The sequence below is a fragment of the Hyphomonas sp. J20-32 genome (assembly GCF_055808555.1).
Genome location: NZ_CM147873.1, coordinates 2,083,223 through 2,107,018, shown reverse-complemented (window position 1 = coordinate 2,107,018; position 23,796 = coordinate 2,083,223). Strand labels below are relative to the sequence as shown.

Here is a 23,796-nt window from a genome sequence, read left to right as displayed (position 1 = left end):
CTGATTGGGACATGCCGCCTAAATGGCCTATCCATGCGGCGCGGCAAGAGGCAACCATGTCGCAGCGCCCACGACCCAAGCCAAGGAAGGCCCCGAATTGCCATGCGCAAACCCGTCGCCAGCCTTGTCCTGCTCGTCTTCATCGCGCTTTGGATTGTCCTCGTCGGGACATTTTCCGGCATGATCGGCAGCTGGCCGCGCTGGGCGCAGCTGGTTTTCTACGTCATCGCAGGATTTGGCTGGATCGTCCCGCTGAAGCCCCTGTTCGCCTGGATGAACAGCGGCCCGCAAGAAGAGCGCGACGACTAATCGTCGTGTCGACACGACGCTTCCCGCAAGCGTGCCAGTATCACAGCCGGATCGTCGGGCGTTTCCATATCTTCGGGCGAGGGATATTCGTCGTCATCCTCTTCTTCCACCTTAAACGGAGCGTTGTCTTCGACTTGAAGCGCCGGTTCACCATCGGCATCTTCTTCCGCCATGCCATCGAACAAATCCGTATCGCCCTGCGACTTGAGGCGGCCCATCACGGTCTCGCCTCCAATCAGGGTCTGGCCGGGCCATATAAGCATTCCAACGCCGTTCGGGACATAAACGTCGCACCAGCCTCCTAGCCTGCGCGTACCGAAGGGCCGACCGAGCCTGACGATGTCTCCTGCCTGTGTCGCAAGATCTATTCGCGGACCGAAGCCGCCGGACGCCAGGCGCACGCCAACCTGCTGTCCGCGGCTTTCGAAGGTGAGAAAGGCGCGAGCCAGGCCGTCATCGTCGGCGCGGGCGGCGAGCGGGACGGTATTCTCGCCGGCTTCGAAGATCATGGATTCCACGCTGCCCGCGATGGGCGTGTAGACCTTGTTCGTGGCCGACGGGGCCGAGGCAATGCGAATGCGCGTCACACCCGATTCCGTGAGGCGCAGCTCCGATGGCGCTTCGGCGCGTCCGACAGAAACCACAACGCCGTCGCAGGGCGCAACAATGCCATTGGCAAGGTCCGGCGGCATGCGGTGCGACCAGCGTGCCGCCATCAACGCGATCACGACGCCGGCAAAACCGATCCAGAACAGCGGAGACCAGATCACGCCGAGCAAGAGCGCGACCAGCAGGGCGCCGAGGGCCGCTGCGACGCCTTCCCAGTCGAGCCCGATATTCATCCACGGTGTGCTCTTGCTATCGAGATCTTCAGACATTCAATCAGGCCCCTTCCCCGGGCAAACTCTAGTCGTCAACAAGTGCCAGGTCGGCATTTTTCGCCTGACGATCCCACATATCAGCATATTTGCCGCCTTTGGCCAGCAGGGTCGCATGGTTGCCCCGCTCGATCACTTTGCCCGCTTCGAGCACGAGTATCTCGTCGGCAGACTTCACTGTGGAAAGGCGGTGAGCCACCATGAGGGTTGTGCGGCCTTCCGCGGCCTCCTCCAGTGCGTCCTGCACGGCTTCCTCTGTAGCGCTGTCGAGGGCCGATGTGGCCTCGTCGAGCACGAGAATGGCGGGATCGGCGAGAATGACGCGGGCGATGCCGACGCGTTGCTTTTCCCCACCCGACAGTTTCAGGCCACGCTCGCCAACGCGGGTTTTCCAGCCGTCCGGCAGGCTGTCGATGAATTCGAGCAATTGTGCCCGGCGTGCCGCGTCGCGGAGTTCCGCCTCGGACGCATCCGGACGGGCATAGCCAATATTGTAGCGGATCGTGTCGTTGAAGAGCACCACATCCTGCGGCACCAGTCCCAATGCCTTGCGCAGGGATTCCTGTGTCAGCGAGCGCACATCCTTGCCATCAACGAGCACGCGGCCAGATTCGACATCGTAGAAACGGAACAGGAGTTTGAGCAGTGTCGACTTGCCCGCGCCGGATGTACCGACAAAGGCAATCTTGCGCCCGGGTTTCAGGTGAAAGCTGACATCGTCGACACCGACAGCGCGGCCCTCATGCGAAAAGCCGACATGTTCAAATTTCACGTCGCCGGTCGGCGAGACAAGCGGTACGGCGTCAGGCGCATCGGAAACATCGGCCTTCATCGAGAGGAGGCCGAACAGCTTTTCCAGGTCCACAGCGCCTTGCTTGATCTCACGCCAGGCCCAGCCGAGGATATTCAGCGGCGCATACAGCGACAGCAGCATCAGCATGACGGCGGTCAGGTCACCGATCTGCATCTTGCCGTCGATGACATTCCACGCCGACAGGACCAGCACGGCCAGCAGGCCGATATTCATCACGAGCGCCTGGACCGCGTTCAGGATGTACATGCTTCGTACGGTTTCGACGTAGCGATCATTGTATGTGCCCATGGCCGTATCGAAACGGCCCGTCTCGCGGCGTTCGGCGGCGAAGGACTTCACCGTCTCGAAATTGGTGAGGATATCGACCGCCATGGCGCGGAAATGCGTGTCTGCCTCGTTCATCCGTCGGCGCTGGCGCACGCGCCACTCGGTGATGATCACTGTCGAAATCACGTAGATGATGATTGTCGCGATGGCGATCAGGGCGAGCCGGTAGTCATATGCCAGGCCGAGCGCGATGGACGCGAGAACCAACCGGATGAATGTCGGCCCGATATTGAAAGCGAGAAAGCGGATCAGGTAGTCGATGGCACCGGCGCCGCGCTCGATGACGCGGTTGAGCGCGCCGGTTCGGCGTGTCTGGTGGAAATTCAGGGACAGCAGCTGGGCGTGGCCGAAAGCATCCACGCTGGCAACGCGCTGCGCGTCCTGGCTGACCGGCGCGAACAGGAAATCACGCAATTGCGGCAAGCCGGCTGCGAGGAAGCGTACGCCGATGCCGATGGAAAGCCATAGAGCAGCCGAGGCGAAAGCGGGGGCCACACCGGCCCTGGGCGCGGCCTGATTGATCGCGTGGCCCAGAACGAGGGGCGAGACAACTTCAAGAACAGAGGCCGCGAGAGTCAGAATGACAGCGATCACCATCACCGGGCGCCATCTGGCGAGTTCCGAACGGCCCAGAAGCTTCAGGATTCGCAGGATCGAAACGCCAATGCCACCGTCGGCGCTGTCGATCTTGTCGTGATTGGCGGGGGTCTCTGTCGGTTTTGTCATCCCGGCCATATGGGGCGGAATCGGCGGAAGACAAAACAGGTTCTGCGCGCCGGAGACGTTCGCAGACATTGGAACTGGCATCATCGGGCTTCAGTCGCTATCTCTGCGCGTCGTTCAAGGAGCCGGAACTGCGATGAAAAAGCAAAAATCAATCTGCGTCTATTGCGGAGCTTCCGATGCCGTGAGCCCGGGTTATATCGCGCTTGCCGAGGAACTGGGCCGGGAACTGGCCAAACAGGACATTCGCCTCGTCTATGGCGGCGGCGGCGTTGGCCTGATGGGGGCCTGTGCCCGCGCGGCGCATGAATCTGCCGGCGAGGTGCTGGGCATCATGCCGCGCTTCCTCTTGCAAAAGGAACGCATTTTCGAGGATGTCGAGCACCGCATCGTGGAAGACATGCACACCCGCAAGCAGATGATGTTTGACGAATCAGACGCATTCATCGTGCTGCCGGGCGGCATCGGCACGCTTGAGGAAGCCGTCGAGATGCTGTCATGGGCAAGACTCGGACTGCACGCCAAGCCGATGGCCTTCCTCGACGAGGACGGATTTTGGGAGCCCTTCTTCGACCTGATGGAGCGCATCATCGAGGGCGGCTTCACGCCCGACAGTTTCCGGTCGCTGCTCGTTCACTCGGATACGCCCCAGACGGCGATATCCGCGCTGAATGACCGAATGATCGTACTGGACGTCTAGCGCACGCCCTGGAAGCCGGTCACTTCCTCTGCCGGCTTCTTGTTCAGGTCCATGCCGAGTGACAGAACGATGGCCGAGGCGATGAAGATCGACGAATAGGTACCAATAAAGATACCCCAAATCAGCGCGAAGCTCATGCCGCGCAGGACGGGCCCGCCAAGGAAGAAAATCGCGAACAGGGCCAGCAGCGTCGTGCCGGAGGTCAGCAGCGTACGCGAAAGGGTCATGTTCAGCGACTGGTCGATAACCTGCCGGTCCGGCATTTTCTTGTACTTGCGGCGTTCCTCCCGGACCCGGTCAAACACGACGACAGTGTCGTTCATCGAATAACCGATAATCGTCAGCAAGGCAGCGATAGTGGTCAGGTTGAATTCAAGCTGCAGAAGGGAAAACACACCCAGTGTGATGATGACGTCATGCGCCAGCGCGGCCACGGCCCCGACCGAGAACTGCCACTCGAACCGGAACCAGATATAAGCGAGCATCAGCGCAAGCGCGACAACAAGCGCCAGGATACCGGAGCGGAACAGTTCGCCGGACACTTTCGGGCCAACGGAATCGTCGCGCAGGAAATCGTTATCGGTCAGGCCGAGTTTTTCCATCAGCGTGTCTTTGACAATGTCATTGGTGACCTGCTGCGCGCGTTCGGCCTGCGCTTCAGGCGCGAGAGTCGTAAACTCTTCACCGAGTTTCGACGGATCGGCGGCGCCGAACTTGACCACAATGATCGCACGCGCATCCGTACCGACGGCGCTGTTCACGTCCGCCGGAAATGGCATGGCCGCGCGGACGGATTCGACGGTCACCGTTTGGGTCTGCTCTATCTCCATCACCGTGCCACCGGCAAAATCGACACCGAGGTTGAGACCGCGTGTCGCCAGGAAGAAAATCGACGCCGTGATCATGAGCACGGACAGGAGCGCCCCGCCCATGCGCAGGCTCATGAACTTTACGTTCGTGCTTTCGGGCCAGTACCTGAGTAGCATAATGTCTCTCCTGCCAGCCTAGAGGGCGAATTTCTTGGGCTTGAAGCCCTTGAGGTACATGACCGTGAACCAACGGGTCAGCACAAAGGCCGTAAACACCGAGGTGACGATACCGATCGCCAGTGTCACGGCGAACCCCTTCACCGGACCAGACCCCAGCAAGTACAGGATGGAAGCGGCGATGAAGGTCGTGATGTTGGCATCGAGAATGGTTGACAGGGCGCGCTCATAGCCCGCCTGCACGGCCGTCAGCGGCGAGCGCCCGGCACGCTGCTCTTCCCGGATGCGCTCGAACACCAGCACGTTGGCATCAACTGCCATACCGATCGTGAGGATGATACCGGCGATGCCTGGGAGGGTCAGCGTAGCGCCAAGCCCCGACAAGGCACCCACGATGAGAACGATGTTGGCGGCGAGCGATCCGACTGCGAAGAAGCCCATCAGGCCGTAGGCCAGGATCATGAATACAGCGACCAGGGCGAGACCGATCAGTGACGCCCGGACACCTGCCCGAATCGAGTCCTGGCCGAGAGTGGCACTGACCGTGCGCTGGTCGAGAAACTGGACTTTGGCGGGCATCTCGCCTGCCTCGATGATGGCCGCAAGGTCTTGCGCTTCTTCCAGCGTAAACGTGCCCGTGATGCGTACGCTGCCACCAGGAATTGGCTCGTTGATGCGTGGCGCTGACATGATCGTGTCGTCCAGCACGATGGCAAACAGCTTGCCGGAATTGTTGCGGGTGGTCTGGTAGAACTTTGACGCACCATTGCCATTGAGACGGAAGTTGATCTGCGGCCGGTTGCCGTCGTCGTAGCCTTGGCTGGCCGTAGCGATATCGGCGCCCGTCACTTCAGGAATATTGCGCACCAGGAGCGGGCCGGTTTCAGGCCCCGTCAGCAGGCGGTATCCCGGTTTGACAACGCCTTTCTCGGCCGCCGCGATCGCCGAAGGACTGTTCTCGACCAGATTGAAGGTCATCTTGCCGTCTCGGCTGAGCAGGCTTTTCAGGCGCGTTGCGTCCGGCTCGCCGGGGGCTTCCAGGATGATGCGGTTATTGCCCTGCGGCGTGATTGAAATCTCGCTGACGCCTTCCGGATCGACGCGGCGGCGCACGATGGTCATCGTCTTGCCGAGCGCGTCTTTCATCAGCGCTTCTTCGGACGTCGCCGGAACCGTGACCTTGATCACCGCAGGTCCTGCGGCTTCGATATCATAGGTCTTTGCGCCGCCAATGGCGCCTTCGACGCTGGCATTCAGCTTGCGCACGCGGACGAGCGCCTCATCGATCGGAAAGTTGCCGTCAACATCCGGGCGCGTCAGGTTGATGTTCAGGGTGCGGCCATCAATGGTCGGCAAGTGGCCGATCAGCGTCTTGCCATCCTTGTTGCCCAGCGCATTGCGTACGTCGATGGCGAACACTTCCAGCCGGTTGGCGACGACTTCATCCGGATTGATCTCCATCATCAGGTAGACGCCGCCCTGAAGATCGAGGCCAAGATTGACGCCCTGCTTGGGTATGCCGGCTGGCGCGCCGGACATGTTCACGACGTTGGGCAGGGCCATCATGACGCCCCACAGCATAATGCCGAGGATCAGGCTGACCTTCCAGATGGGAAACTGAAGCATTTATTCGTCCTTAGACGTGAAAGCGGCTGGGCGCGGTAAACCTAGTCGTTGGCGGCGACCGGCTCGCTCTTGCCGCGAACCTCGACGACCATGGCCTTGATCACGCGGACACGGACATTTTCGGCAAGTTCGACGTTAACTTCCGTATCGCCAACCTTGGTAACTTTGCCGATCAGGCCGCCTGACGTGACGACCGTGTCGCCGCGCTTGACGTTCTCAACCATTTCCCGGTGTTTCTTGGCGCGCTGTTGCTGCGGACGGATCAGAAGGAAGTAGAAGATCAGGATCAGCGGCAGGAAGAACATGACCTGCGTCAGGACGCCCGGTCCAGCCGCTGGCGCGGCCTGCGCAAGCGCTGGAAGGGAAAGACCCGCGAAAGTGATGAATACCGCGGCGAATTTGTTCAGCATATTGGTCAACTCCCTGTAACCCTGTGTCGCGGCAGCCCTCTCAGGGTGCCTGCGAAAGTCATGCCCCTATAGCTGTGGGCGATGGCCTTGGCAAACAAGCCCTGCAGGCCGCGCGAATCTGTCCTAGAGCGCCCTGGAGCGCCCTTCGACCAGCATCGGCAGCGGGTGGGCGATGGCGAGCCGCTCTTGCGTGCCATCTGCGCTCAACCGCAGCAGGACCTGCACATCGGCTGTTTGCAGCGGCGCGATCAGCACGCCACCCTTGGCCAATTGCTGCAACAGGACGTCCGGCACCTCGTCGACCGCGCCCGTGAGCAATATCCGGTCATATGGGCCGCGTTCGGGCCAGCCGACGAAACCGTCACCGTGGCGGATGGCAACATTGCCGAGGTCGAGGTCGAGCATGCGCCGCCGGGCCGCGTCGCAGAGACGGCGGAACCGGTCCATGGCAAAAACATCCGCGCCGAGCTGGGCCGCCAGCGCTGCCGTGTAACCGCTGCCAACGCCGATCAACAGGATACGCGCCTCACGGACCTGTTTTATCTGCAAAGCCTGCAACAGCTGGCCCGTCACCGCCGGGCGCGGCACGATCTGGCCGCAAGGGATCGGCAGGACGCAGTCCTCGAAGGACAGCTTTTCGAGGCCGGGCGTATCGACAAATGCGCCCCGGTCGATCGTCTCCATCGCCTTCAGCACGCCGTCATCGGTAATCCCCTCCTGACGCAGGTGCAGGACAAGGCGCGCGGCGCGGAAAGGATCGGCGATCAGGTCGGCCATGTCTCGCGCAGTTCCTTGAGATAGGCTTCGTGCGTCAGGTCGACATGCAGCGGCGAGACCGAAACATAGCCGTCATAGATAGCGCGCAGGTCCGTCCCGGCATCGGGCTTCGACAGCTTTCCCTTGTAGCCGATCCAGTAATAGTCGTTGCCTCGCAGGTCTTCGCGCCGGTCGGTATGGATGATGCTCTCATCACGGAACCCCTGACGGGTGATCTGGATGCCGGCGACATCGCCCGGTTCGCGGTCCGGGAAGTTCACATTGATCACGACATCCGACGGCCAGCCCTGCTTGATCAGGGGCCGCAACGTCTTCGCGCCCCAGGCCCGCGCCGTCTCCCATGGCAGGGACCCGCGCTCGCGAAAACTCTGCGCCTGGCTGAGGGCGATCGACGGGATGCCCATCTGCATGCCGAACATGGCCGCCGCGATGGTGCCGGAAAAGCTCGTGTCCTCGGCGATGTTCTGGCCGCGATTGACGCCTGACAGGACCAGGTCCGGCGCATCGGGCATCAGGTCCTGCATGGCCAGCAGCACGCAGTCCGATGGCGTGCCCGCAATGGCCCAGGCCTTGGCGCCGACCTTGCGGGTGCGCACCGGCTGGGTCAGCGAGATGGCGCGGCCCTTGCCGGACTGCTCCTCTTCCGGCGCCGCGATCCAGATATCGTCTGTAAGGTCCTTGGCAATGTCTTCCAGCACCGAAAGGCCCGGCGCGTTGATGCCGTCATCATTAGTGAGCAGGATCCTCATGCGATAATCTCCAGCCCGCCCATATAGGGCCGCAGCACGTCCGGCACGGTGATGGAGCCGTCCTCGTTCTGGTAGTTCTCGATGATCGCCACCAGCGTACGGCCGACGGCGAGGCCGGAGCCGTTCAGCGTGTGGACGAATTCGGGCTTGGCGCCTGCTTCCTTGCGGAAGCGCGCGTCCATACGGCGGGCCTGGAAGTCGCCGCAATAGGAGCACGAGCTGATCTCGCGATAAGTATTCTGGCTCGGCAGCCAGACTTCCAGGTCATAGGTCTTGCGGGCCCCTGCCCCCATGTCGCCGGTGCAGAGCAGCATCCGGCGGAACGGCAGGTTCAGGCGTTTCAGCACTTCCTCGGCGCACCCGGTCATCCGTTCCAGCTCAGCGAGGCCCTGTTCCTCATTCTCGACGATGGAGACGAGTTCGACCTTGTTGAACTGGTGCAGGCGGATCATGCCCTTCGTATCCCGCCCCGCACTGCCCGCTTCCGAGCGGAAGCAGGGCGTGTGCGCGGTGAAGCGCAGGGGGAGACGCGCCGCGTCGAGGATCTGCTCGCGGACGAGGTTCGTGAGGGGGACTTCGGCAGTGGGGATGAGGAAATGATCCAGCGTCGTCGCGAACAGGTCTTCAGCAAACTTCGGCAGCTGCCCCGTACCAACGAGCGCCTGATCCTTGACCAGGAGCGGCGGACTCACTTCCTCATAGCCATGCTCGCCCGTCTGCAGATCGAGCATGAACGCCGCGAGGGCCCGTTCCATGCGGGCGAGCTTGCCGCGCAGGGCAACGAAGCGTGCGCCGCTCATCTTCACGGCGCTGTCGAAATCCATCTGGGAAAAGCCCGCGTCGCTTTTCAACGCCTCGCCAAGATCGGCATGGTCTTTCGGATTGTTGATCCGCTTCGGCTCGCCCCAGCGACTTTTTTCAACATTGGCGTGCTCGTCCGGGCCGTCAGGCACGTCCGACAGCGGCAGGTTGGGCAGGCCCATCAGGATGTCGTCCAGCAGCGCCTTGGCGGCAGCTTCCTGCTCGCCGGCGGCCTCGATTGTCAGCTTGGCTTCCGCGACAAGGGCCATCAGGCGCGCAGCCTCTTCCTCGTTCTTCTCGGCCTTCGCCCGGCCGATCAGTTTGGAATTCTCGTTGCGGACCTTTTCAGCGTCCTGCTTGTCAGTGACCGCCTTGCGCAGCGCACCATCATGCGCGTGGATCTGGTCGACGAAATCGCCGAGGCCGGGATTGCGGCGGTTCCAGGCGAGACGGAAGGCTTCCGGATTGTCGCGAAGGGCGCGGATATCAAACATGGAATGGTCCTGCAGTGGCTGTCGCTACAGGCTCTAATGCGCCCCGGGCGCGGCGTCCACTACGCGGTGGCTTCGGCACTTGCTTGAGAGGTCGCAGGCGCCGCCGTCTTGGGCACGCGGCAGATGACCTGGGTGCCGTTACGCTTTTGCGGGCGGACCTCAATGCTCGGCTCGAGCGCGCGCAGGCGCATCATCATCACCGCATAATTGCGCAGGCCAAACCAGGCTGGCTGGCCCTTTTGCGGCGTGGTGGCAAAATCCGGAATGGCCGACAGCGCCTTGACGATCTTCTCGCGGGCAATCGGTTGGTCTGGCGTGCGGGCACCCAGCTGCATGATGAGTTCTGCCGCGCGGGTGAGGTGCGGATGTTCGTCCGCCGGGCGAGCGCCCTGCGAATCCTGCTCGTCCCGGACCGCATTACGCACTTTCATCATCAGCGGAGAGCGGCGCTCCTGCACAAGGCGCGGTTCGGGCACTTCAGGTGGCGGACTGCGGAAGCGGTACCATTTACGCGGCGTACGCTCATAGTCGCATGCGGCCTTCAGCGCCGACATATGGACTACGGCATCAGCATGCTGGCTGTAGAGTTCATATGTCGGGTCGGTTTCCTTGCCGCCGGTGACAACACGCAAACGGGGAGACTGGATACGATTCACCACAGGCACGAAATCTGAATCCGTCGTCAGGACGATGACTTCGTCAAGATCCTTGACCTGCCTTGCCAGTTCGACGGCGTCCATCGTGAGGACGATATCGGCCGAACTCTTGCCTGCCGAAATCTTGTTCTTGGCAAAGGCGCGGCAGTTGAAGGCTTCGAAACCTGCTGCCTCGAATGCCGGCCTGTGCACGTCGTATTGCAGGTTCCAGTAAACGCGCTTGGCCAAGAACTTGCGCCGCTTCTGCCGTTCCGACAGGGCGCCATCCTCCAGCCAGAGAACCCAATTGGCCACTTTTTCTGTGAAACCCGCGCCGGTCGCCGCGTATATATTGTCGAAATCGACAAGCAGGACGCTGTTCACGCGTGACAAAAGGGTTCTCCCTGATTCGCTAATTGAGCGAGGGTGGGATGTTCAACATTCGCAGGGCGAATGCAACCGTGCACCGCACCAATTTTGCCTATTCGGCAGCGGCCGAGGCGTCTTCTGCGTCCTGTTTCTTCTCGATTAGCTTCACGCAAAAGATCGAAATTTCGTACAGGCAATACACAGGCCCGGTCAGCAGGAGCTGGGAAATCACGTCCGGCGGCGTGAACACTGCGGAGAACCCCAAAATCAGAACGATCGCATACTTGCGCCCGCTGATCAGGGTTTTCGCCGAGACGAGCCCGATCTTGGCCAGCAAGGTCAGGACCACCGGCAGCTGGAACGAAATCCCGAACGCCAGCATCAGCGCCATCACGAGCGAGAGGTATTCCGACACTTTCGGCAACAGCTTGATCGTTGCGACGCCACTGTCGATCTGTTCCTGCGAAATCGAGAAACGCGCCAGCATCGGCAGCATCAGGACATAGACAAACGCCGCCCCCGCCGCGAACAGAAGCGGGGCGATCACCAGGAACGGCCAGAAGGCCCCCCGCTCGCTCTTGTAGAGCCCCGGTGCGACGAAGGCATAGATTTGCCAGGCGATCACCGGGAAAGACACGAAAATGCCCGCAAAAATGGCCAGCTTCACCTTGGCGAAGAAGAATTCCATCGGCGCCGTGAAGATCAGTTCCAGCGGCGCACCGCGCAGGGCCTCTGCCTTCGCCGCGAACGGCGCGAGCAGGAAATCATAGATCGGCTGGGCGACGAAGAAACAGGCGAGCGCAGCGATGCCCAGCGCCGTCAGCGAGATGATCAACCGCGAGCGCAGTTCAGTCAGGTGCTCCAGCAGCGGTGCCCGGCTGGCTTCCACTTCATCAAGGATTTCAGGCTGTTCGTCTTTCGGCGGGACCTTGTTCACGCAGCATCGTCCTTGGAACTCGGTGCAGGCGCCTTCACTTCGTCTGCAGTCGCTTCGGATTTTTGCATGACGGCCGCGTTGATATCGCTTTCCAAATTGGCCAGGTCAGCCTGGGCTTCGGTCATCGCATTGGTGCGCTTGAGGTCTTCGATCTCCTTGCGCAACTCATCCAGTTCGCCCTGCCGGGCTATGTCTTCGAAGGCGGCCTGGAATTCGCGGGCCATCGCACGCGCCTTGCCCACCATCTGGCCCGCCTTCCGCATCATCAGCGGCAGGTCCTTCGGGCCCACAATGATGAGCGCAGCAAGGGCGAGCAAAATGAGTTCGGAAAATCCGATTCCGGGCAGCATTATGCGCCCTCCACCAGGAACATTATGACGAGGCTTTCGTCTCGTCTTTCTTTGGAGTCACGTTGACGAGGTCGTCCTTGTCGACAGCCTTCGTATCATCGTCGTCAGCCAGCCCCTTGCGGAACGAGCGCACACCCTTGGCCATGTCGCCCATGATCGAGGAAATCCGGCCACGTCCACCGAACAATAGCAACGCGACCACGATGACGAGGACAATCTGGAGCGGACCGACTGAGCCCATGGGGGCCTCCTGAATACTTGTTTCGCATTGCAGCATAGCCTCGCGTTCCGGCTGGAACAATGGGGCGAAGCTGTTAAAGGGAAAGGCATGCGTATCGCCACATGGAATGTCAACTCGATCAAGGCCCGTCTTCCCACCGTTCTGGAAGTGCTGGGCGCAATCGATTGTGACGTCGTTTGCCTTCAGGAGCTCAAATGCGAGACTGACGGCTTCCCCTATCTGGAACTGGAAGAGCTCGGCTGGACCTGCGCGGTCCACGGGCAGAAATCCTATAATGGCGTCGCCATCCTGTCGAAATACCCGCTGGACGATGTCCGCAAGGGCTTGTCGACCATGGAAGACGACCAGTCCCGCTATATCGAAGCCCTGGTCATGGCCGACACGCCGATCCGCGTCGGCGGCCTCTACCTGCCGAACGGCAACCCGGCGCCAGGCCAGAAATTCGACTACAAGCTGGAATGGATGGAGGCCCTTGAGGGCCACGCCCGCGAATTGCTGAAAACCGAAGAGGCTTTCGTCCTGTGCGGCGACTACAATGTGATACCGGGCGTCAATGACAGCTGGGACGAAAGCGTCTGGGCCGACGATGCGCTGGCCCTGCCGGAATCGCGGCAGGCTTTCAGGCGCCTCAGGAATCTCGGCCTGACGGACGTCTTCGAGACCTGTGACGGACGCGGGCACCAGTACACGTTCTGGGATTACCAGGGCGGCGCGTTCCAGAAGGACCATGGCATCCGCATCGACCACCTGCTTTGCTCGCCGCAAGCTGCTGACCGGCTGACCGGTGTGGAAATCTACCGCAAGGCGCGCACGCTGGAAAAACCGTCAGACCATGTACCAGTCATCGGCATTTTCGAGAACTGACGTCTATTTCTTGGGCGTACAGGACCGGTTGTAGTCGGCGACGTCCTGATTGAACTGCCGGGCGTTTGACTGCAGTGCGAACTCCGCCTGTGCAAATGCACGACGGGCTGCATCGAATTCTGACTTGGCAGTATCTGCAGCCTCGGCATTCGAAGCCGAAGCAAGGCGCATGACCTGGGCATCCTCATAGCGTTCGCCGAGCGCTTCAGCCCTGGCGGCCAGTTCATCGCGCTTGGCAGTGGCCGCCTCGAGCTCCGCATGTTTCGGCGCCAGCGTCGACTGCATCGCCTTGCACCGCTCAACCTGCCTTGGCGACAAGGTGTCAGCGGCAGCCGGCATGGCCACCATCACGGCTACAGAAGCGAGGAAAATACGGATCATGGATAGGAGTCTCTTTATTCAGCTTGCCTGCCTAATGCCGGAACATGGCTGAAGCAAACCTGAATGGGCTTGCCACACAGCGGCCCCATTTCCTCGAATTTCGCGTCGCCATTCAGTCGCCAACATTAAAAATGATCAATCGCTCACATTGCCATCTTTTTGCCATGATCGGGCATATATTTGTGATCGTTCGCTCACATCGCGAATGCACAAGGAGAATAAAGATGACTGCCCTCACGCCTGAAACGAACAAAGTGCGCCGTTCGACCGGCCCTTCGCCTGCCATCGCCGTGACGCTCGACCAGCTCGTTGCGCCTCTGGACATTCCGGCTGAACTCAATGCGGCCCGGTGGGCGCCGAAATGGACGCTGATCCTGCCTATCGCGATGCTGGCTGCTTTCACAATGCCTGCTCTTCCGATCGAAAATGTCGACCTTGCGCACCCAAGCCCGGTACGCCCAGCTTAAGTCCGTCCGGGGTCAGGCACCCCTGCCCCGGCGATTGGCCATCACGGAATCGATAATGTTGAATACAGCTGCGAAATCTCTCAACAGCTCGCGCACGCGTTCCGGGTCGTCGAGTCGCTTGAACATGCTGCCGGGTTCGAACAGGTCGCTGCCCTGAAGGGTGATGAACAATTCGCCACCGTCAAAACAGCATTTCAGCTTGCCGCCATGGAAGGCCTTTTCCATGTCGACCAGTTTCTGCATCAGGTCGGGGGTCAGCAGGAATCGGCTCTCGACCTGGTCGGTCGTGTAGACTTCGAAAATGCGTTCGAATTCCGGGTCTTCCAGCATGGCGCGCTGCATGCCGTTTCCCCCTCCGAACCGGTTGAAAAATCCTGCATCGCGCGTGACCAGCGTTCGGCCATGGAACGTTTTGTCGAAATGAAACCTGAGGCACTGGCCGCGAAACACGGTGACCCATCGGGTCTGCGTACGCCCTTTGGAATCGGTTGACTGGCGTCGCTCCTCCAGATGCGCCTCGAACAGCTCGAAGTCGACGCCCTTGCGTGTGCCGGTGATCAGGTCTTCGTAACTGTCCCGGTCCCAGTCCGGCACGATGCCGACTTCATGATGCCTGTAGATCGATGCAACCTGACCCGGGGCCTCGTTGAAACCCAGCTCGAACTGGCGCGCCACTGGCGAGACCAGCAATGTCTTTGCTGCCTTGCCCAGCTGCACGACGTCGCGCGCGCCCCACCAGACATATCCGAACCCGACCGCTGCCGCGACGAAGGCCAGCACCGGCAGCTTGACGACGAACAGGCCGAGCAGGACGCCGACAATACCGATGCCGCCACCGACATATCGCGCCTGCTGGGCCTTCGCGACAGCAGCAACGCGATCGCCTTCCCGCGCCTGCAGCGCCGGCCGGATTTCGTCCTGGAAGATGCGCGCGAAGTGGCCGAAGCCGTCCGGTAGGCCGGACAAGGCCTTGGCAATATCCGGATCGACCGGGTCGGGCTCGCCGCCGGGAAGGTCAGGCATCTGGTCTGTCATTCGCGCGCGTCTCCGGCTGGCTCGGCCCGCATACTAGACCGGGCCTGCCCGGCGCTCAAACCGCTTCAGATATCCGCGTAGACATGGCCTTCGCCCTCAAAGCCGGGATGGGTGACGGCGCCTTCATGTGCCGGCCCGACCAGTTTCGCGAATTTCTGCAATGCGCCGGAGCCATACATCGTCTTGCGCGGCTTCCAGTTGCGCTTGCGGTCTTCCAGCTGCGACGGCGTCAACTGCACGTCGATCGTGCCCTTGATGGCATCGAGAGTGATGATGTCGCCGTCTTCGATGAGACCGATCGGTCCGGCTTCGGCCGCTTCGGGGCCAACATGGCCGACGCAGAAGCCACGCGTCGCGCCGCTAAAACGTCCGTCCGTGATCAGGGCCACCTTGTCTCCCATTCCCTGCCCATAAAGGGCGGCCGTGGTCGACAGCATCTCGCGCATTCCGGGGCCACCTTTCGGTCCCTCATAGCGGATCACCAGGACATCGCCTTCCTTGTACTTGCGCTCGGAAACCGCCTTGAAACAGGCTGCCTCGCCGTCGAACACGCGGGCCGGGCCGGTGAACTCGAGGTTTTGCAGGCCCGCAACTTTAACAATGGCGCCATTCGGGGCGAGCGAACCCCAGAGCCCCACCACCCCGCCATTGGGCGAGATCGGGTCACTGGCTTCGCGGATCACTTTCTGGTCCTTGTTGAAGACAACGTCCCGCAGGTTTTCGGCCACCGTCTTGCCGGTAACCGTCATGCAATCGCCGTGAATGAGGCCCGCATCGTAGAGCGTCTTCATCAGCATCGGCACGCCGCCAGCCTCGCCGAAATCCTTGGCAACGAATTCGCCACCGGGCTTGAGGCTGGCGATGTAAGGCGTCTTGGCAAAGATCTCGGCAACATCCTTCAGGTCGAACTGGACACCGCACTCATGCGCCATCGCCGGCAGGTGCAGGCCGGCATTGGTCGACCCACCGGTAGCCGCGACAACGACAGCTGCGTTCTCGAACGCCTTGCGCGTGCAGATATCGCGCGGGCGGATATTCTTCTCGATCAGGTGCATCACCGCCTTGCCGCTCTCGACGCAGTATTCATCGCGCTCGAGATAAGGCGCTGGTAGGGCGGACGAGAGTGGCAGGGCGAGGCCAATCGCTTCCGACACGCAGGCCATCGTATTGGCTGTGAATTGGCCGCCGCAGGCGCCGTCACCCGGACAGGCCAGTTTTTCAAGCGCGTGCAGTTTTTCGTCCGACATGTCGTTCGATCCGGCCGCATTGGCGCCGACAGCCTCGAACACATCCATGACGGTCACGTCCTTGCCTTCGAATGTGCCCGGCAGGATCGATCCGCCATAGATGAAGACCGACGGCACGTTGAGGCGCAGCATGGCCATCATCATGCCGGGCAGCGACTTGTCGCAACCGGCGACGCCGACCAGCGCGTCATAGGAATGCCCGCGGATCGTCAGTTCGACAAAGTCCGCAATCACCTCGCGGCTGACCAGCGACGAACGCATGCCCTCATGGCCCATCGCGATGCCGTCGGTAACGGTGATCGTACAGAACTCACGCGGCGTGCCGTCGGCCGCTTTCACGCCTTCGCTGGCCGCATGCGCCTGGCGCATCAGGGCCGTGTTGCAGGGCGCCGCCTCGTTCCAGCAGGACGCCACGCCGACGAACGGCTTCTTGATGTCCTTGGTCGAGAGCCCCATCGCGTAATAATACGAGCGGTGAGGCGCGCGTTCCGGGCCTTCCGTCACATGGCGCGACGGCAGTCTCGATTTGTCCCAGGTCTTGGTCATGTCAGCTCTTTCGTGAAGTAAGGCCACCGCACTAGCGCGCAAATCTCATGCGGAAAAGGGGCGAATCGTCACCGCGATCGGCAAGTCCTGCCCCGGCGGCCACGATTTCAGTTCAACGTTTGCTGAGATCGTTCAAATGTCGAGCATTGCCAGATCATCGCTTGAAAGCGTGAGCGATGCAGACGGCAGGATCTCCTTCAGCTGCGCGACGCTGGTGGCGCTGGCGATGGGCGCCGTGATCGACGGGCGCGCCATCAGCCAGGCCAGTGCGACCTGCGCTGGCGTCGCGCCATGCCGGGCAGCCACCGTGTCGAGCGCGGCCAGCACTTTCGGCCCGCGCCCTTCAAGCAGCGGTTTCATCTGGCCGCCGCGCGGGCTTTTTCTCAGGTCCGCTTCGGTCCGGTACTTGCCGGTCAGGAAGCCGCTGGCGAGCGAGAAATACGGGATTACGCCCAGTCCCTCGCGCTTGCATATCTTGGCGCGGGCCCCTTCGTATTCGTGACGAACGAGAAGGTTATAGTGGGGCTGCAGCACCTCGTAGCGCGCCCGGCCGTTGCCTGCAGCTGCAAGCGCCGCTTCCAGGCCCGGCCCGTCATAGTTCGAGCCGCCGACCGCAAGCACCTTGCCAGCGTCAATCAGGCGCTGATGGGCTTCCAGCGTCTCCTCGATCGACGTATCCGGATCGGGGAAGTGAGAAAGGTAGAGGTCGATATGGTCAGTCTGCAGGCGCTTCAGCGAGGCCTCGCAAGCCTTCACGATATAGTCCGCCTTCAGGCCCTTGCGCCCTTCGCCCATGTCGGAGCCGACCTTAGTGATCAGCAGAGTCTTGTCGCGTTTGCCGTGCGCGGCGAACCATTCGCCCATCACGGTCTCGGACTCGCCGCCCACATGACCCGGCACCCAGCGCGAATAGACGTCTGCCGTATCGACCGCATTGAAGCCCGCGTCGATGAAGGCATCGAGAATGTCGAACGACGTCGCCTTGTCGGCCGTCCAGCCGAACACATTGCCGCCGAGCACGAGCGGGGCAGTCTTGAGGCCTGATTTTCCGAGGTCACGCATCTGCATCTATTCGTTTCCTTCTGGCTGGTCGCGGAAAATGGCTGTGGTGGCGCCTTTCGCACTGATTTCTCCCCGGTACATGCCGGCGGAATTGAACACGAAGTAGACATGGCCTGCGCCGTCAATAACGATCACGCCGCCATCGCCGCCTAGCGACGCCACTTCGTCCAGCGCGACCTCGGCGGCTATACCGACGGGCTCGCCGGCGAGCTTCACCCGGTCGCAGATAGTCTTGGCGACGCCGACGCGGATGAAATACTCGCCATGGCCCGTGGCGGAGACGGCGCAGACGCCGTTCTCTGCATAGGTGGCCGCGCCCACGAGAGGCGCATCGCCCACCCGGCCCGGCGCCTTGGCCGTCATGCCGCCCGTGGTCGTGGCAGCGGCGAGATTGCCCTGGCTGTCAATTGCGACGGCACCGACCGTGCCGAAGCGATCAGCGGCCGTGCGCCGCTGCGCGACCGGTGTGCCTGCCCGCGACTCGAGCAGGCGCTGCAGATCGTTCTTCCGCCGCTCGGTATCGAAATAGGTGTTCTCGACCATCTCGAGCCCTTGGCTTTCGGCGAAGGCATCGGCGCCCGGACCCGCGAACATGACATGCTCTGACTTGTCCATCACCGCACGGGCCGCAAGGATCGGGTTCTTGACGCGCATCACGCCAGCAACGGACCCTGCATCTCGGTCGCGCCCGTCCATGATCGAGGCGTCGAGCTCATGCGTGCCATTGACCGCGAATACAGCGCCATAGCCGGCATTGAACAGCGGGTTGTCTTCCATTGGCAGGACGGCAGCCTGCACTGCATCCACGGCGCTGCCGCCTTCGCGCAGAACCGCCGCCCCCGCCTCCATCGCCGCGTTCAGCCCCGCGACATAGGCCGCTTCCTGTTCGGCTGACAGGTTCTCGCGCAGGATAACACCTGCCCCGCCATGAATGGCCAGATGCCATTCCGGTTGGGACGGCACGGGGTCGCTCACGGCGACCGGCGTGGCGCAGGCACCAAGGAAGAGGGTTGCCGCCACGAAGGCGCTCAAGGATTTCACGGACATCAGCGTCTCCAGCATTGCTGGAAACAGGATGAACCTATTGCCTAGAGACCTTCAAGGCTTTTCCGGGCCGCTTTCAGTTTCACGCGGCGGTCTGTCCAGTCGACAATGCGCTCGCGGTTCTCCTCGACGATCTCGGACGGTGCTTTCGACACGAAAGCCTCATTACCGAGCTTTTTCTCGGTCGAGGTGATGTCCTTGTCGAGCTGGGCGATTTCCTTGTCGAGCCGCTTGCGCGCCTCGGCCACGTCGATCTGCTCGGCAATGTTCAGCGCGACGACGGTGTCGCCGACAACTGTCGAGACAGCCCCCGTCGGCACGGCATCGGACACGACAATGTCCTCGAGCCGCGCGAGGCGTTTCAGGATATCCTCATGGCGGACGGCCCGGTCTTCGATGACCGGCCCGGCATTGACCAGCGAGAGCGGGATCTTCGAGCCTGCAGGCACACCAAGGTCGTTGCGCAAGGACCGGATCTCGGTGATCAGGTCGAGCACCCACTGAATTTCCGTGTCGGCGTCGGCATCGCGCGCGATGGCGTATTTCGGCCAGGACTGGCCCATCAGGAAGCCACGCTCGTCCACGCGGCCGGTCGCGCGGCGCTCCCACAGCTCTTCGGTGACGAAGGGCATGAACGGGTGGAGCAGTTTCAGTGTCTCGTCGAGGACGTAGCCGCAGACGTCGCGCGTTTCCTTCTTGGCCGCATCATCCATGCCCATCAGCAGCGGCTTGATCAGTTCGAGATACCAGTCGCACAGCACGTTCCAGATGAACTTGTAGAGCGCGCCTGCGGCATCGTTGAAGCGATATTCCTCGATGGCTTTCGTAGCTTCGGCCTCGCAGGCGGCGAGTTCGCCCAGCACCCAGCGGTTCACCGGGCTCGTCACTTTGGCGAAATCGATCTCGCCCGGCGCGCCGCATTCATTCATCTCGGCAAAGCGCGCGGCGTTCCACAGCTTGGTGGCAAAGTTGCGGTTGCCTTCGACGGCCTGTTTCGACAGGCGGATATTACGTCCCTGCCCGGCCATGCGGCCCATTGTGAAGCGCAAGGCGTCGGCGCCGTATTCGTCGACCAGTTCCAGCGGGTCCATGACATTGCCCTTGGACTTCGACATCTTCTGGCCCTTCTCGTCGAGGACGAGGGCGTGGATATAAACGTCCTTGAACGGAACTTCCCCCATGAACTCGATGCCCATCATCATCATCCGGGCGACCCAGAAGAAGATGATGTCGAAGGCCGTGACCAGCGTGGCGGTGGGATAGAACGTGTCGAGTTCAGGCGTCTTGTCCGGCCAACCCATGGTCGAGAACGGCCAGAGCGCGGACGAGAACCATGTGTCGAGGACGTCTTCGTCCTGCTTCAGTTCGACTCCCTTGCCAGCCTGTGCCTGTGCCTCCGCTTCGGACTTCGCGACATAGATTGTTCCGTCTTCTGCAAACCAAGCTGGAATCCGATGCCCCCACCAGAGCTGGCGGCTGATGCACCAGGGTTGGATGTTTTCCATCCAGTTATAATACGTCTTCTCCCAGTTTTCGGGCACGAACCGCGTCTTGCCCTCTTTCACCGCCGCAATGGCGGGCTGGGCCATGGTCTTGGCGTCGACATACCACTGGTCCGTCATCCACGGCTCGATGACCACATTGGACCGGTCGCCGAAAGGCTGCTCGATCTTGAGACTCTCGATCTCCTGCAGCAGTTCCGCCGCCTCGAAGGCCGCAACCACATTCTTGCGTGCGTCGAACCGGTCGAGCCCGCGATAGTCCACCGGAATACCCGCCGCATCCGCGTCCGCGCCATCGACGATATGCGCCGTGGCATTCAGGATGTTCAGCGGCGTGTGCCCCGCCCGCTTTCCGACCTCGAAGTCGTTGAAATCATGCGCAGGCGTAATCTTCACCGCGCCCGAGCCTTTTGTCGGATCGGCATACTCGTCGGCGATGATCGGCACACGGCGGCCGACAATTGGCAGGGTCACGAACTTGCCGACGAGACCGGCATAGCGTTCGTCATCCGGATGCACCGCCACGCCCGTATCGCCCAACATCGTCTCGGGGCGCGACGTGGCGACCACGATATAGTCACGCGTCTCGGTGCCGGTGACGTTGCCGTCCTCGTCCTTGACCGGGTGCTCATAGGTGATGCCACCGGCCAGCGGGTAGCGCAGGTGCCAGTAATGGCCATTCACTTCGCGCTGGTCGACCTCGAGGTCAGAGATCGCCGTCTGGAAATGCGGGTCCCAGTTCACGAGCCGCTTGTCGCGATAGATAAGGCCCTTGTTGTAAAGTTCGACGAACACCTTGGTGACAGCGCGCATCATGTTGTTGTCGGGATCGTTGCGGTCGCCCATCGTGAAGGCTTCGCGCGACCAGTCGCACGAGGCACCGAGGCGCTTCAGCTGTCCGACAATCGCGCCACCGGATTCCTCTTTCCACGCCCAGACGCGATCCACGAACGCGTCGCGGCCAAGACTGGCGCGGCTCTCATTGCCGCCAGCCTCTGCCATCTGGCGCTCGACCACCATCTGCGTCGCGATGCCGGCATGGTCCGTTCCTGGCTGCCACAGCACGTTCTTGCCGCGCATCCGCTCGAACCGGACCAGCACGTCCTGCAGCGTATTGTTCAGCGCGTGGCCCATGTGCAGCACGCCGGTAACGTTCGGCGGCGGGATGACGATGGAATAGGCCTGTGCACTGGTATCGCCCGAGGGCTTGAAGCAGCCGCCATCCTCCCAGGCCTTGTACAGGCGGGTTTCGGCTTCGGCGGGGTCAAATCGTTGATCGAGCATGGGGACGTGGGGTTCCGGCGTGGTCTGGGCAAAAAGAAAAGGGCGCGCCTGATGCGGCGCGCCCTTCCCTATAACGAATTTGTCGGGTGAGGCTAGCGCGCCATGCGGGCTATGCGCTGTACCTCGGCCTCGACCTTTTCCTCGACGATGCCGGGCAGGTGGGCATCGAGCCAGTCCTTGATCATCGGCTTCAGCAGCTCGCGGACCAGGCCTTCGATCGTGTTGTCGCTGCCGGTGTCCATTTTCGACATCAGCTTGCCGAGAGAACCGGCGGCGGCGTCAGATGTCTTGTCATCGGTCAGGACCGTGTTCTGGTAGCGGGCGCTGGCGGGCATGTCGGTCTCCGTGGAAACGTGAGCTTGAGGACGCGCAGCAGGCTCTGGCGCGGGACGCAGTGCGGGCTCTGGTGCGGGACGCGGAGCAGGTTCAGGCGCCTGCTGGAAAACCGGCCCTGGTTCGGGCTGGTGCCGGAACGTCGCAACAGGTTCTGGCTGCTCAACAGCGCGCGCCGCATCAAGCACGCCTTCGAAGGATTCCGCCTCTTCTGCTTCATCGACGGCATCAACGGTTTCGTAGTTCTCGTCAGGCTCGACGTCGAACATTGCCTCGTCGATGTCTTCCTCGGCGGCCTCGAACGAGGTCTCCGAATAGTCGGAAAGCTCAGCATCATGCGACTCGGCCACGCTTTCTTCACGCACAACAGTAGGCGCACCGGGACGGCGAGACGAGCTGGAATCATCCTCGGAGATGATCTTGCGGATCGACGCGAGGATTTCCTCCATCGTCGGCTCCTTGTGCGCTTCGTTGGCCATATCAGCCCCTTACTCTTAACCCATCAGAATCAGTATTGATTAATGGATAAGATGCAGGGGTTAACAACCACTTGACGTCATTAACCTTAACTCAGCCACAACTTTTTCATTCGGCGACCGGCGAAGCCCCTGTCGGCACAGGCTTATCCAGCTCTCCGGCGGCCCTGAGCAGGCGGAACGCCGCGACATAGGCGTCGCGCTCCGACTGGACCAGCGCGAGGCGGGCTTCGAACAGCTGCTGCTCCTGGTCCAGAACGTCCAGAGTCGTGCGAACTCCCACGGCCAGCTCTTCCTTGGCACCCTCATAGGCAATTTCGGCTGCGTCGACTTGGCGACGGGAGGCCTCGATCGAACGCAGCGACGCATCATAGCCAAACCAGGCTTGCGCGACCTGCGCGCGAATCTGGCGCTCCAGCACGTCAATCTGGTTGCGGGCCTGGTCGCGGCGCAGGCGTGCCGAGCTGACCTGGCTCTTGATCAGGCCGCCCGACAGCAGCGGGATTTTGCCCTGCGCGACGGCCGACACGCTGGTGTCGCGCTGGGTGACGTCGCCATAGGTTTCCTGCACGCCCGCGGTGCCGACAATGCTGATCTGCGGCCGGTATTGCGCGCGCGCCACCTCAATCGCTTCGCTGGCTGCACGCTCGGAATGGCGGGCGGCTTCAATATCCGGGTTTCCGTCCAGCGCCACGGCCACGGCGTCTTCGAGAGACCCAGGCAATGGCGGCACAGGCGGCGGCGGCGCAAGGTCTCCGGGCTTGAGACTGGTGAGGAACTGGTAATTGGCCTCACTAGCCTCGCGCGACGCTTCCGCGCCGGCAAGGGCCGCCCGGGCGCCCTCGAGGCGCGCATTGGCCAGAGACACGTCCGTCCGCGTCACGACACCCACTTCAAAACGGTCGTCTGCCGCGCGGACCTGCTCGCTCGTCACTTCCACATTGTTCTTGCGAATCGCAACGGCTTCGCGGTCGCGGCGCACATCCACATAGGCCGTCACAACCTGGAGGATGAGATCCTGTTCGGCGGCATCAAACTGCGACTTGGCCGCACTAATGCCCGCCTTTGCCTGTCGGATGCCCGCACTGACGCGACCGCCCGTATATATCGGCTGCACGGCCTGCACCTGCGCACTGGCGATCGGCCGGTCACCCAGGCCAAAGGCAAAAGGCGACGTCGTATCGACATATTCGTACCCGGCACTGCCGCTGACATTCACGGTTGTCCGTCCACCGGACCGGGCTTGCTCAAGGCCTTCGCGCGCGATGTCGGTTTCGTATCGCTGGAGGTCGAGTTGGGGATTGGTTGCGAAGGCCGAGGCGATGGCCTCATCCAGCGTTTCACCTGATGCCGGCATTCCAGCCATCATGGCGAAAACGGCTGAGCCCAACAGGCAACGATACTTTACACTCATCCTGAACTCCCTGAT

The 23,796-nt window shown here is 61.8% G+C and carries 23 protein-coding genes and 1 pseudogene; 4 read left to right on the top strand and 20 right to left on the bottom strand.

Annotated features, from left to right (window positions below):
• Positions 1-102: 102 nt before the first annotated feature.
• Positions 103-309 carry a DUF2842 domain-containing protein gene (locus tag AC0L7I_RS10365; protein WP_473396353.1) on the top strand — a complete coding sequence of 69 codons (207 nt, stop codon included), beginning with the start codon at positions 103-105 and terminating at the stop codon, positions 307-309.
• Here AC0L7I_RS10365 and AC0L7I_RS10360 read toward each other — a convergent pair.
• Together AC0L7I_RS10360 and AC0L7I_RS10355 are read right to left on the bottom strand one after the other, a co-directional pair.
• Entirely contained in the window at positions 306-1,187 is an 882-nt protein-coding gene (locus AC0L7I_RS10360) for a phosphatidylserine decarboxylase (protein ID WP_473396352.1), read from the bottom strand. The two genes, AC0L7I_RS10365 and AC0L7I_RS10360, sit on opposite strands and share 4 nt — an antisense overlap.
• A 28-nt stretch (positions 1,188-1,215) precedes the next feature.
• Entirely contained in the window at positions 1,216-3,054 is a 1,839-nt protein-coding gene (locus AC0L7I_RS10355) for an ABCB family ABC transporter ATP-binding protein/permease (protein ID WP_473396351.1), read from the bottom strand.
• Between the two features lie 133 nt (positions 3,055-3,187).
• Between AC0L7I_RS10355 and AC0L7I_RS10350 the strand changes: the two genes are divergently transcribed.
• On the top strand, positions 3,188-3,751 hold the full coding sequence (locus AC0L7I_RS10350; RefSeq protein WP_473396350.1) for an LOG family protein: 564 nt from the start codon (positions 3,188-3,190) through the stop codon (positions 3,749-3,751).
• Here AC0L7I_RS10350 and secF read toward each other — a convergent pair.
• The 10 genes and pseudogenes from secF to AC0L7I_RS10300 all read right to left on the bottom strand — a co-directional run bounded on the left by secF (position 3,748) and on the right by AC0L7I_RS10300 (position 12,126).
• The gene (gene secF / locus AC0L7I_RS10345) at positions 3,748-4,737 is read right to left on the bottom strand and encodes a protein translocase subunit SecF (protein ID WP_473396349.1); all 990 of its coding nucleotides are present in this window, start codon (positions 4,735-4,737) and stop codon (positions 3,748-3,750) included. The two genes, AC0L7I_RS10350 and secF, sit on opposite strands and share 4 nt — an antisense overlap.
• Positions 4,738-4,755: 18 nt before the next feature.
• Positions 4,756-6,363, bottom strand: a complete 1,608-nt coding sequence (gene secD, locus AC0L7I_RS10340; protein ID WP_473396348.1) for a protein translocase subunit SecD — start codon at positions 6,361-6,363, stop codon at positions 4,756-4,758.
• 41 nt (positions 6,364-6,404) lie between these two features.
• Positions 6,405-6,773, bottom strand: a complete 369-nt coding sequence (yajC, locus tag AC0L7I_RS10335; protein ID WP_473396347.1) for a preprotein translocase subunit YajC — start codon at positions 6,771-6,773, stop codon at positions 6,405-6,407.
• Positions 6,774-6,896: 123 nt separating this feature from the next.
• The gene (locus tag AC0L7I_RS10330; protein ID WP_473396346.1) at positions 6,897-7,550 is read right to left on the bottom strand and encodes a protein-L-isoaspartate O-methyltransferase family protein; all 654 of its coding nucleotides are present in this window, start codon (positions 7,548-7,550) and stop codon (positions 6,897-6,899) included.
• Positions 7,538-8,299, bottom strand: a complete 762-nt coding sequence (surE, locus tag AC0L7I_RS10325; protein WP_473396345.1) for a 5'/3'-nucleotidase SurE — start codon at positions 8,297-8,299, stop codon at positions 7,538-7,540. Before surE ends, AC0L7I_RS10330 begins: the two co-directional genes overlap by 13 nt.
• Positions 8,296-9,594 (bottom strand): serine--tRNA ligase, encoded by a 1,299-nt coding sequence (gene serS, locus AC0L7I_RS10320; protein WP_473396344.1) that lies wholly within the window; start codon positions 9,592-9,594, stop codon positions 8,296-8,298. Before serS ends, surE begins: the two co-directional genes overlap by 4 nt.
• Positions 9,595-9,653: 59 nt before the next feature.
• The gene (locus AC0L7I_RS10315) at positions 9,654-10,613 is read right to left on the bottom strand and encodes an NYN domain-containing protein (protein WP_473399141.1); all 960 of its coding nucleotides are present in this window, start codon (positions 10,611-10,613) and stop codon (positions 9,654-9,656) included.
• Between the two features lie 97 nt (positions 10,614-10,710).
• Positions 10,711-11,535: a twin-arginine translocase subunit TatC gene (tatC, locus tag AC0L7I_RS10310; protein ID WP_473396343.1), complete on the bottom strand. Its 825-nt coding sequence runs from the start codon at positions 11,533-11,535 to the stop codon at positions 10,711-10,713.
• Positions 11,536-11,686: 151 nt separating this feature from the next.
• Positions 11,687-11,885, bottom strand: a pseudogene (gene tatB, locus AC0L7I_RS10305) (Sec-independent protein translocase protein TatB); the annotation flags it as partial.
• A gap of 22 nt (positions 11,886-11,907) precedes the next feature.
• A complete protein-coding gene (locus tag AC0L7I_RS10300; protein WP_473396342.1) occupies positions 11,908-12,126 on the bottom strand; it encodes a twin-arginine translocase TatA/TatE family subunit in 219 nt (72 codons plus the stop codon).
• Between the two features lie 87 nt (positions 12,127-12,213).
• Between AC0L7I_RS10300 and xth the strand changes: the two genes are divergently transcribed.
• Entirely contained in the window at positions 12,214-12,990 is a 777-nt protein-coding gene (gene xth, locus AC0L7I_RS10295) for an exodeoxyribonuclease III (protein ID WP_473396341.1), read from the top strand.
• Between the two features lie 3 nt (positions 12,991-12,993).
• On the opposite strand, the gene AC0L7I_RS10290 is transcribed toward xth, so the two are convergent.
• Entirely contained in the window at positions 12,994-13,371 is a 378-nt protein-coding gene (locus AC0L7I_RS10290) for a hypothetical protein (protein WP_473396340.1), read from the bottom strand.
• Between the two features lie 224 nt (positions 13,372-13,595).
• Here AC0L7I_RS10290 and AC0L7I_RS10285 point away from each other — a divergent pair, with 224 nt between their 5' ends.
• A complete protein-coding gene (locus tag AC0L7I_RS10285; protein ID WP_473396339.1) occupies positions 13,596-13,838 on the top strand; it encodes a hypothetical protein in 243 nt (80 codons plus the stop codon).
• 12 nt (positions 13,839-13,850) lie between these two features.
• On the opposite strand, the gene AC0L7I_RS10280 is transcribed toward AC0L7I_RS10285, so the two are convergent.
• From AC0L7I_RS10280 to AC0L7I_RS10250, 7 genes are all read right to left on the bottom strand, one after another.
• Complete coding sequence (locus AC0L7I_RS10280; RefSeq protein WP_473396338.1) at positions 13,851-14,873, bottom strand: DUF3137 domain-containing protein; 1,023 nt, start codon at positions 14,871-14,873, stop codon at positions 13,851-13,853.
• 65 nt (positions 14,874-14,938) lie between these two features.
• Positions 14,939-16,666, bottom strand: a complete 1,728-nt coding sequence (gene ilvD / locus AC0L7I_RS10275; RefSeq protein WP_473396337.1) for a dihydroxy-acid dehydratase — start codon at positions 16,664-16,666, stop codon at positions 14,939-14,941.
• A 132-nt stretch (positions 16,667-16,798) separates the two neighbouring features.
• Positions 16,799-17,734, bottom strand: coding sequence for an aldo/keto reductase (locus AC0L7I_RS10270; RefSeq protein WP_473396336.1), 936 nt, complete (start codon positions 17,732-17,734; stop codon positions 16,799-16,801).
• The gene (locus AC0L7I_RS10265; protein ID WP_473396335.1) at positions 17,735-18,775 is read right to left on the bottom strand and encodes an isoaspartyl peptidase/L-asparaginase family protein; all 1,041 of its coding nucleotides are present in this window, start codon (positions 18,773-18,775) and stop codon (positions 17,735-17,737) included.
• A gap of 41 nt (positions 18,776-18,816) precedes the next feature.
• The gene (locus AC0L7I_RS10260) at positions 18,817-21,558 is read right to left on the bottom strand and encodes a valine--tRNA ligase (RefSeq protein WP_473396334.1); all 2,742 of its coding nucleotides are present in this window, start codon (positions 21,556-21,558) and stop codon (positions 18,817-18,819) included.
• 92 nt (positions 21,559-21,650) lie between these two features.
• A complete protein-coding gene (locus AC0L7I_RS10255; protein ID WP_473396333.1) occupies positions 21,651-22,370 on the bottom strand; it encodes a DUF2497 domain-containing protein in 720 nt (239 codons plus the stop codon).
• A 106-nt stretch (positions 22,371-22,476) separates the two neighbouring features.
• Entirely contained in the window at positions 22,477-23,736 is a 1,260-nt protein-coding gene (locus tag AC0L7I_RS10250) for a TolC family outer membrane protein (protein ID WP_473396332.1), read from the bottom strand.
• Positions 23,737-23,796 lie beyond the last annotated feature (60 nt).

What these genes read in the sequence shown, in the direction of transcription:
- ilvD (WP_473396337.1), bottom strand. Translation starts at nt 16,666, where the DNA reads ATGACCAAGACCTGGGACAAATCGAGACTGCCGTCGCGCCATGTGACG.
- AC0L7I_RS10260 (WP_473396334.1), bottom strand. Translation starts at nt 21,558, where the DNA reads ATGCTCGATCAACGATTTGACCCCGCCGAAGCCGAAACCCGCCTGTAC.
- secF (WP_473396349.1), bottom strand. Translation starts at nt 4,737, where the DNA reads ATGCTACTCAGGTACTGGCCCGAAAGCACGAACGTAAAGTTCATGAGC.
- AC0L7I_RS10330 (WP_473396346.1), bottom strand. Translation starts at nt 7,550, where the DNA reads ATGGCCGACCTGATCGCCGATCCTTTCCGCGCCGCGCGCCTTGTCCTG.
- surE (WP_473396345.1), bottom strand. Translation starts at nt 8,299, where the DNA reads ATGAGGATCCTGCTCACTAATGATGACGGCATCAACGCGCCGGGCCTT.
- AC0L7I_RS10250 (WP_473396332.1), bottom strand. Translation starts at nt 23,736, where the DNA reads ATGATGGCTGGAATGCCGGCATCAGGTGAAACGCTGGATGAGGCCATC.
- AC0L7I_RS10290 (WP_473396340.1), bottom strand. Translation starts at nt 13,371, where the DNA reads ATGATCCGTATTTTCCTCGCTTCTGTAGCCGTGATGGTGGCCATGCCG.
- AC0L7I_RS10280 (WP_473396338.1), bottom strand. Translation starts at nt 14,873, where the DNA reads ATGACAGACCAGATGCCTGACCTTCCCGGCGGCGAGCCCGACCCGGTC.
- AC0L7I_RS10360 (WP_473396352.1), bottom strand. Translation starts at nt 1,187, where the DNA reads ATGTCTGAAGATCTCGATAGCAAGAGCACACCGTGGATGAATATCGGG.
- AC0L7I_RS10270 (WP_473396336.1), bottom strand. Translation starts at nt 17,734, where the DNA reads ATGCAGATGCGTGACCTCGGAAAATCAGGCCTCAAGACTGCCCCGCTC.
- serS (WP_473396344.1), bottom strand. Translation starts at nt 9,594, where the DNA reads ATGTTTGATATCCGCGCCCTTCGCGACAATCCGGAAGCCTTCCGTCTC.
- AC0L7I_RS10300 (WP_473396342.1), bottom strand. Translation starts at nt 12,126, where the DNA reads ATGGGCTCAGTCGGTCCGCTCCAGATTGTCCTCGTCATCGTGGTCGCG.
- xth (WP_473396341.1), top strand. Translation starts at nt 12,214, where the DNA reads ATGCGTATCGCCACATGGAATGTCAACTCGATCAAGGCCCGTCTTCCC.
- AC0L7I_RS10350 (WP_473396350.1), top strand. Translation starts at nt 3,188, where the DNA reads ATGAAAAAGCAAAAATCAATCTGCGTCTATTGCGGAGCTTCCGATGCC.
- AC0L7I_RS10265 (WP_473396335.1), bottom strand. Translation starts at nt 18,775, where the DNA reads ATGTCCGTGAAATCCTTGAGCGCCTTCGTGGCGGCAACCCTCTTCCTT.
- AC0L7I_RS10285 (WP_473396339.1), top strand. Translation starts at nt 13,596, where the DNA reads ATGACTGCCCTCACGCCTGAAACGAACAAAGTGCGCCGTTCGACCGGC.
- AC0L7I_RS10255 (WP_473396333.1), bottom strand. Translation starts at nt 22,370, where the DNA reads ATGGCCAACGAAGCGCACAAGGAGCCGACGATGGAGGAAATCCTCGCG.
- AC0L7I_RS10355 (WP_473396351.1), bottom strand. Translation starts at nt 3,054, where the DNA reads ATGACAAAACCGACAGAGACCCCCGCCAATCACGACAAGATCGACAGC.
- AC0L7I_RS10365 (WP_473396353.1), top strand. Translation starts at nt 103, where the DNA reads ATGCGCAAACCCGTCGCCAGCCTTGTCCTGCTCGTCTTCATCGCGCTT.
- secD (WP_473396348.1), bottom strand. Translation starts at nt 6,363, where the DNA reads ATGCTTCAGTTTCCCATCTGGAAGGTCAGCCTGATCCTCGGCATTATG.
- yajC (WP_473396347.1), bottom strand. Translation starts at nt 6,773, where the DNA reads ATGCTGAACAAATTCGCCGCGGTATTCATCACTTTCGCGGGTCTTTCC.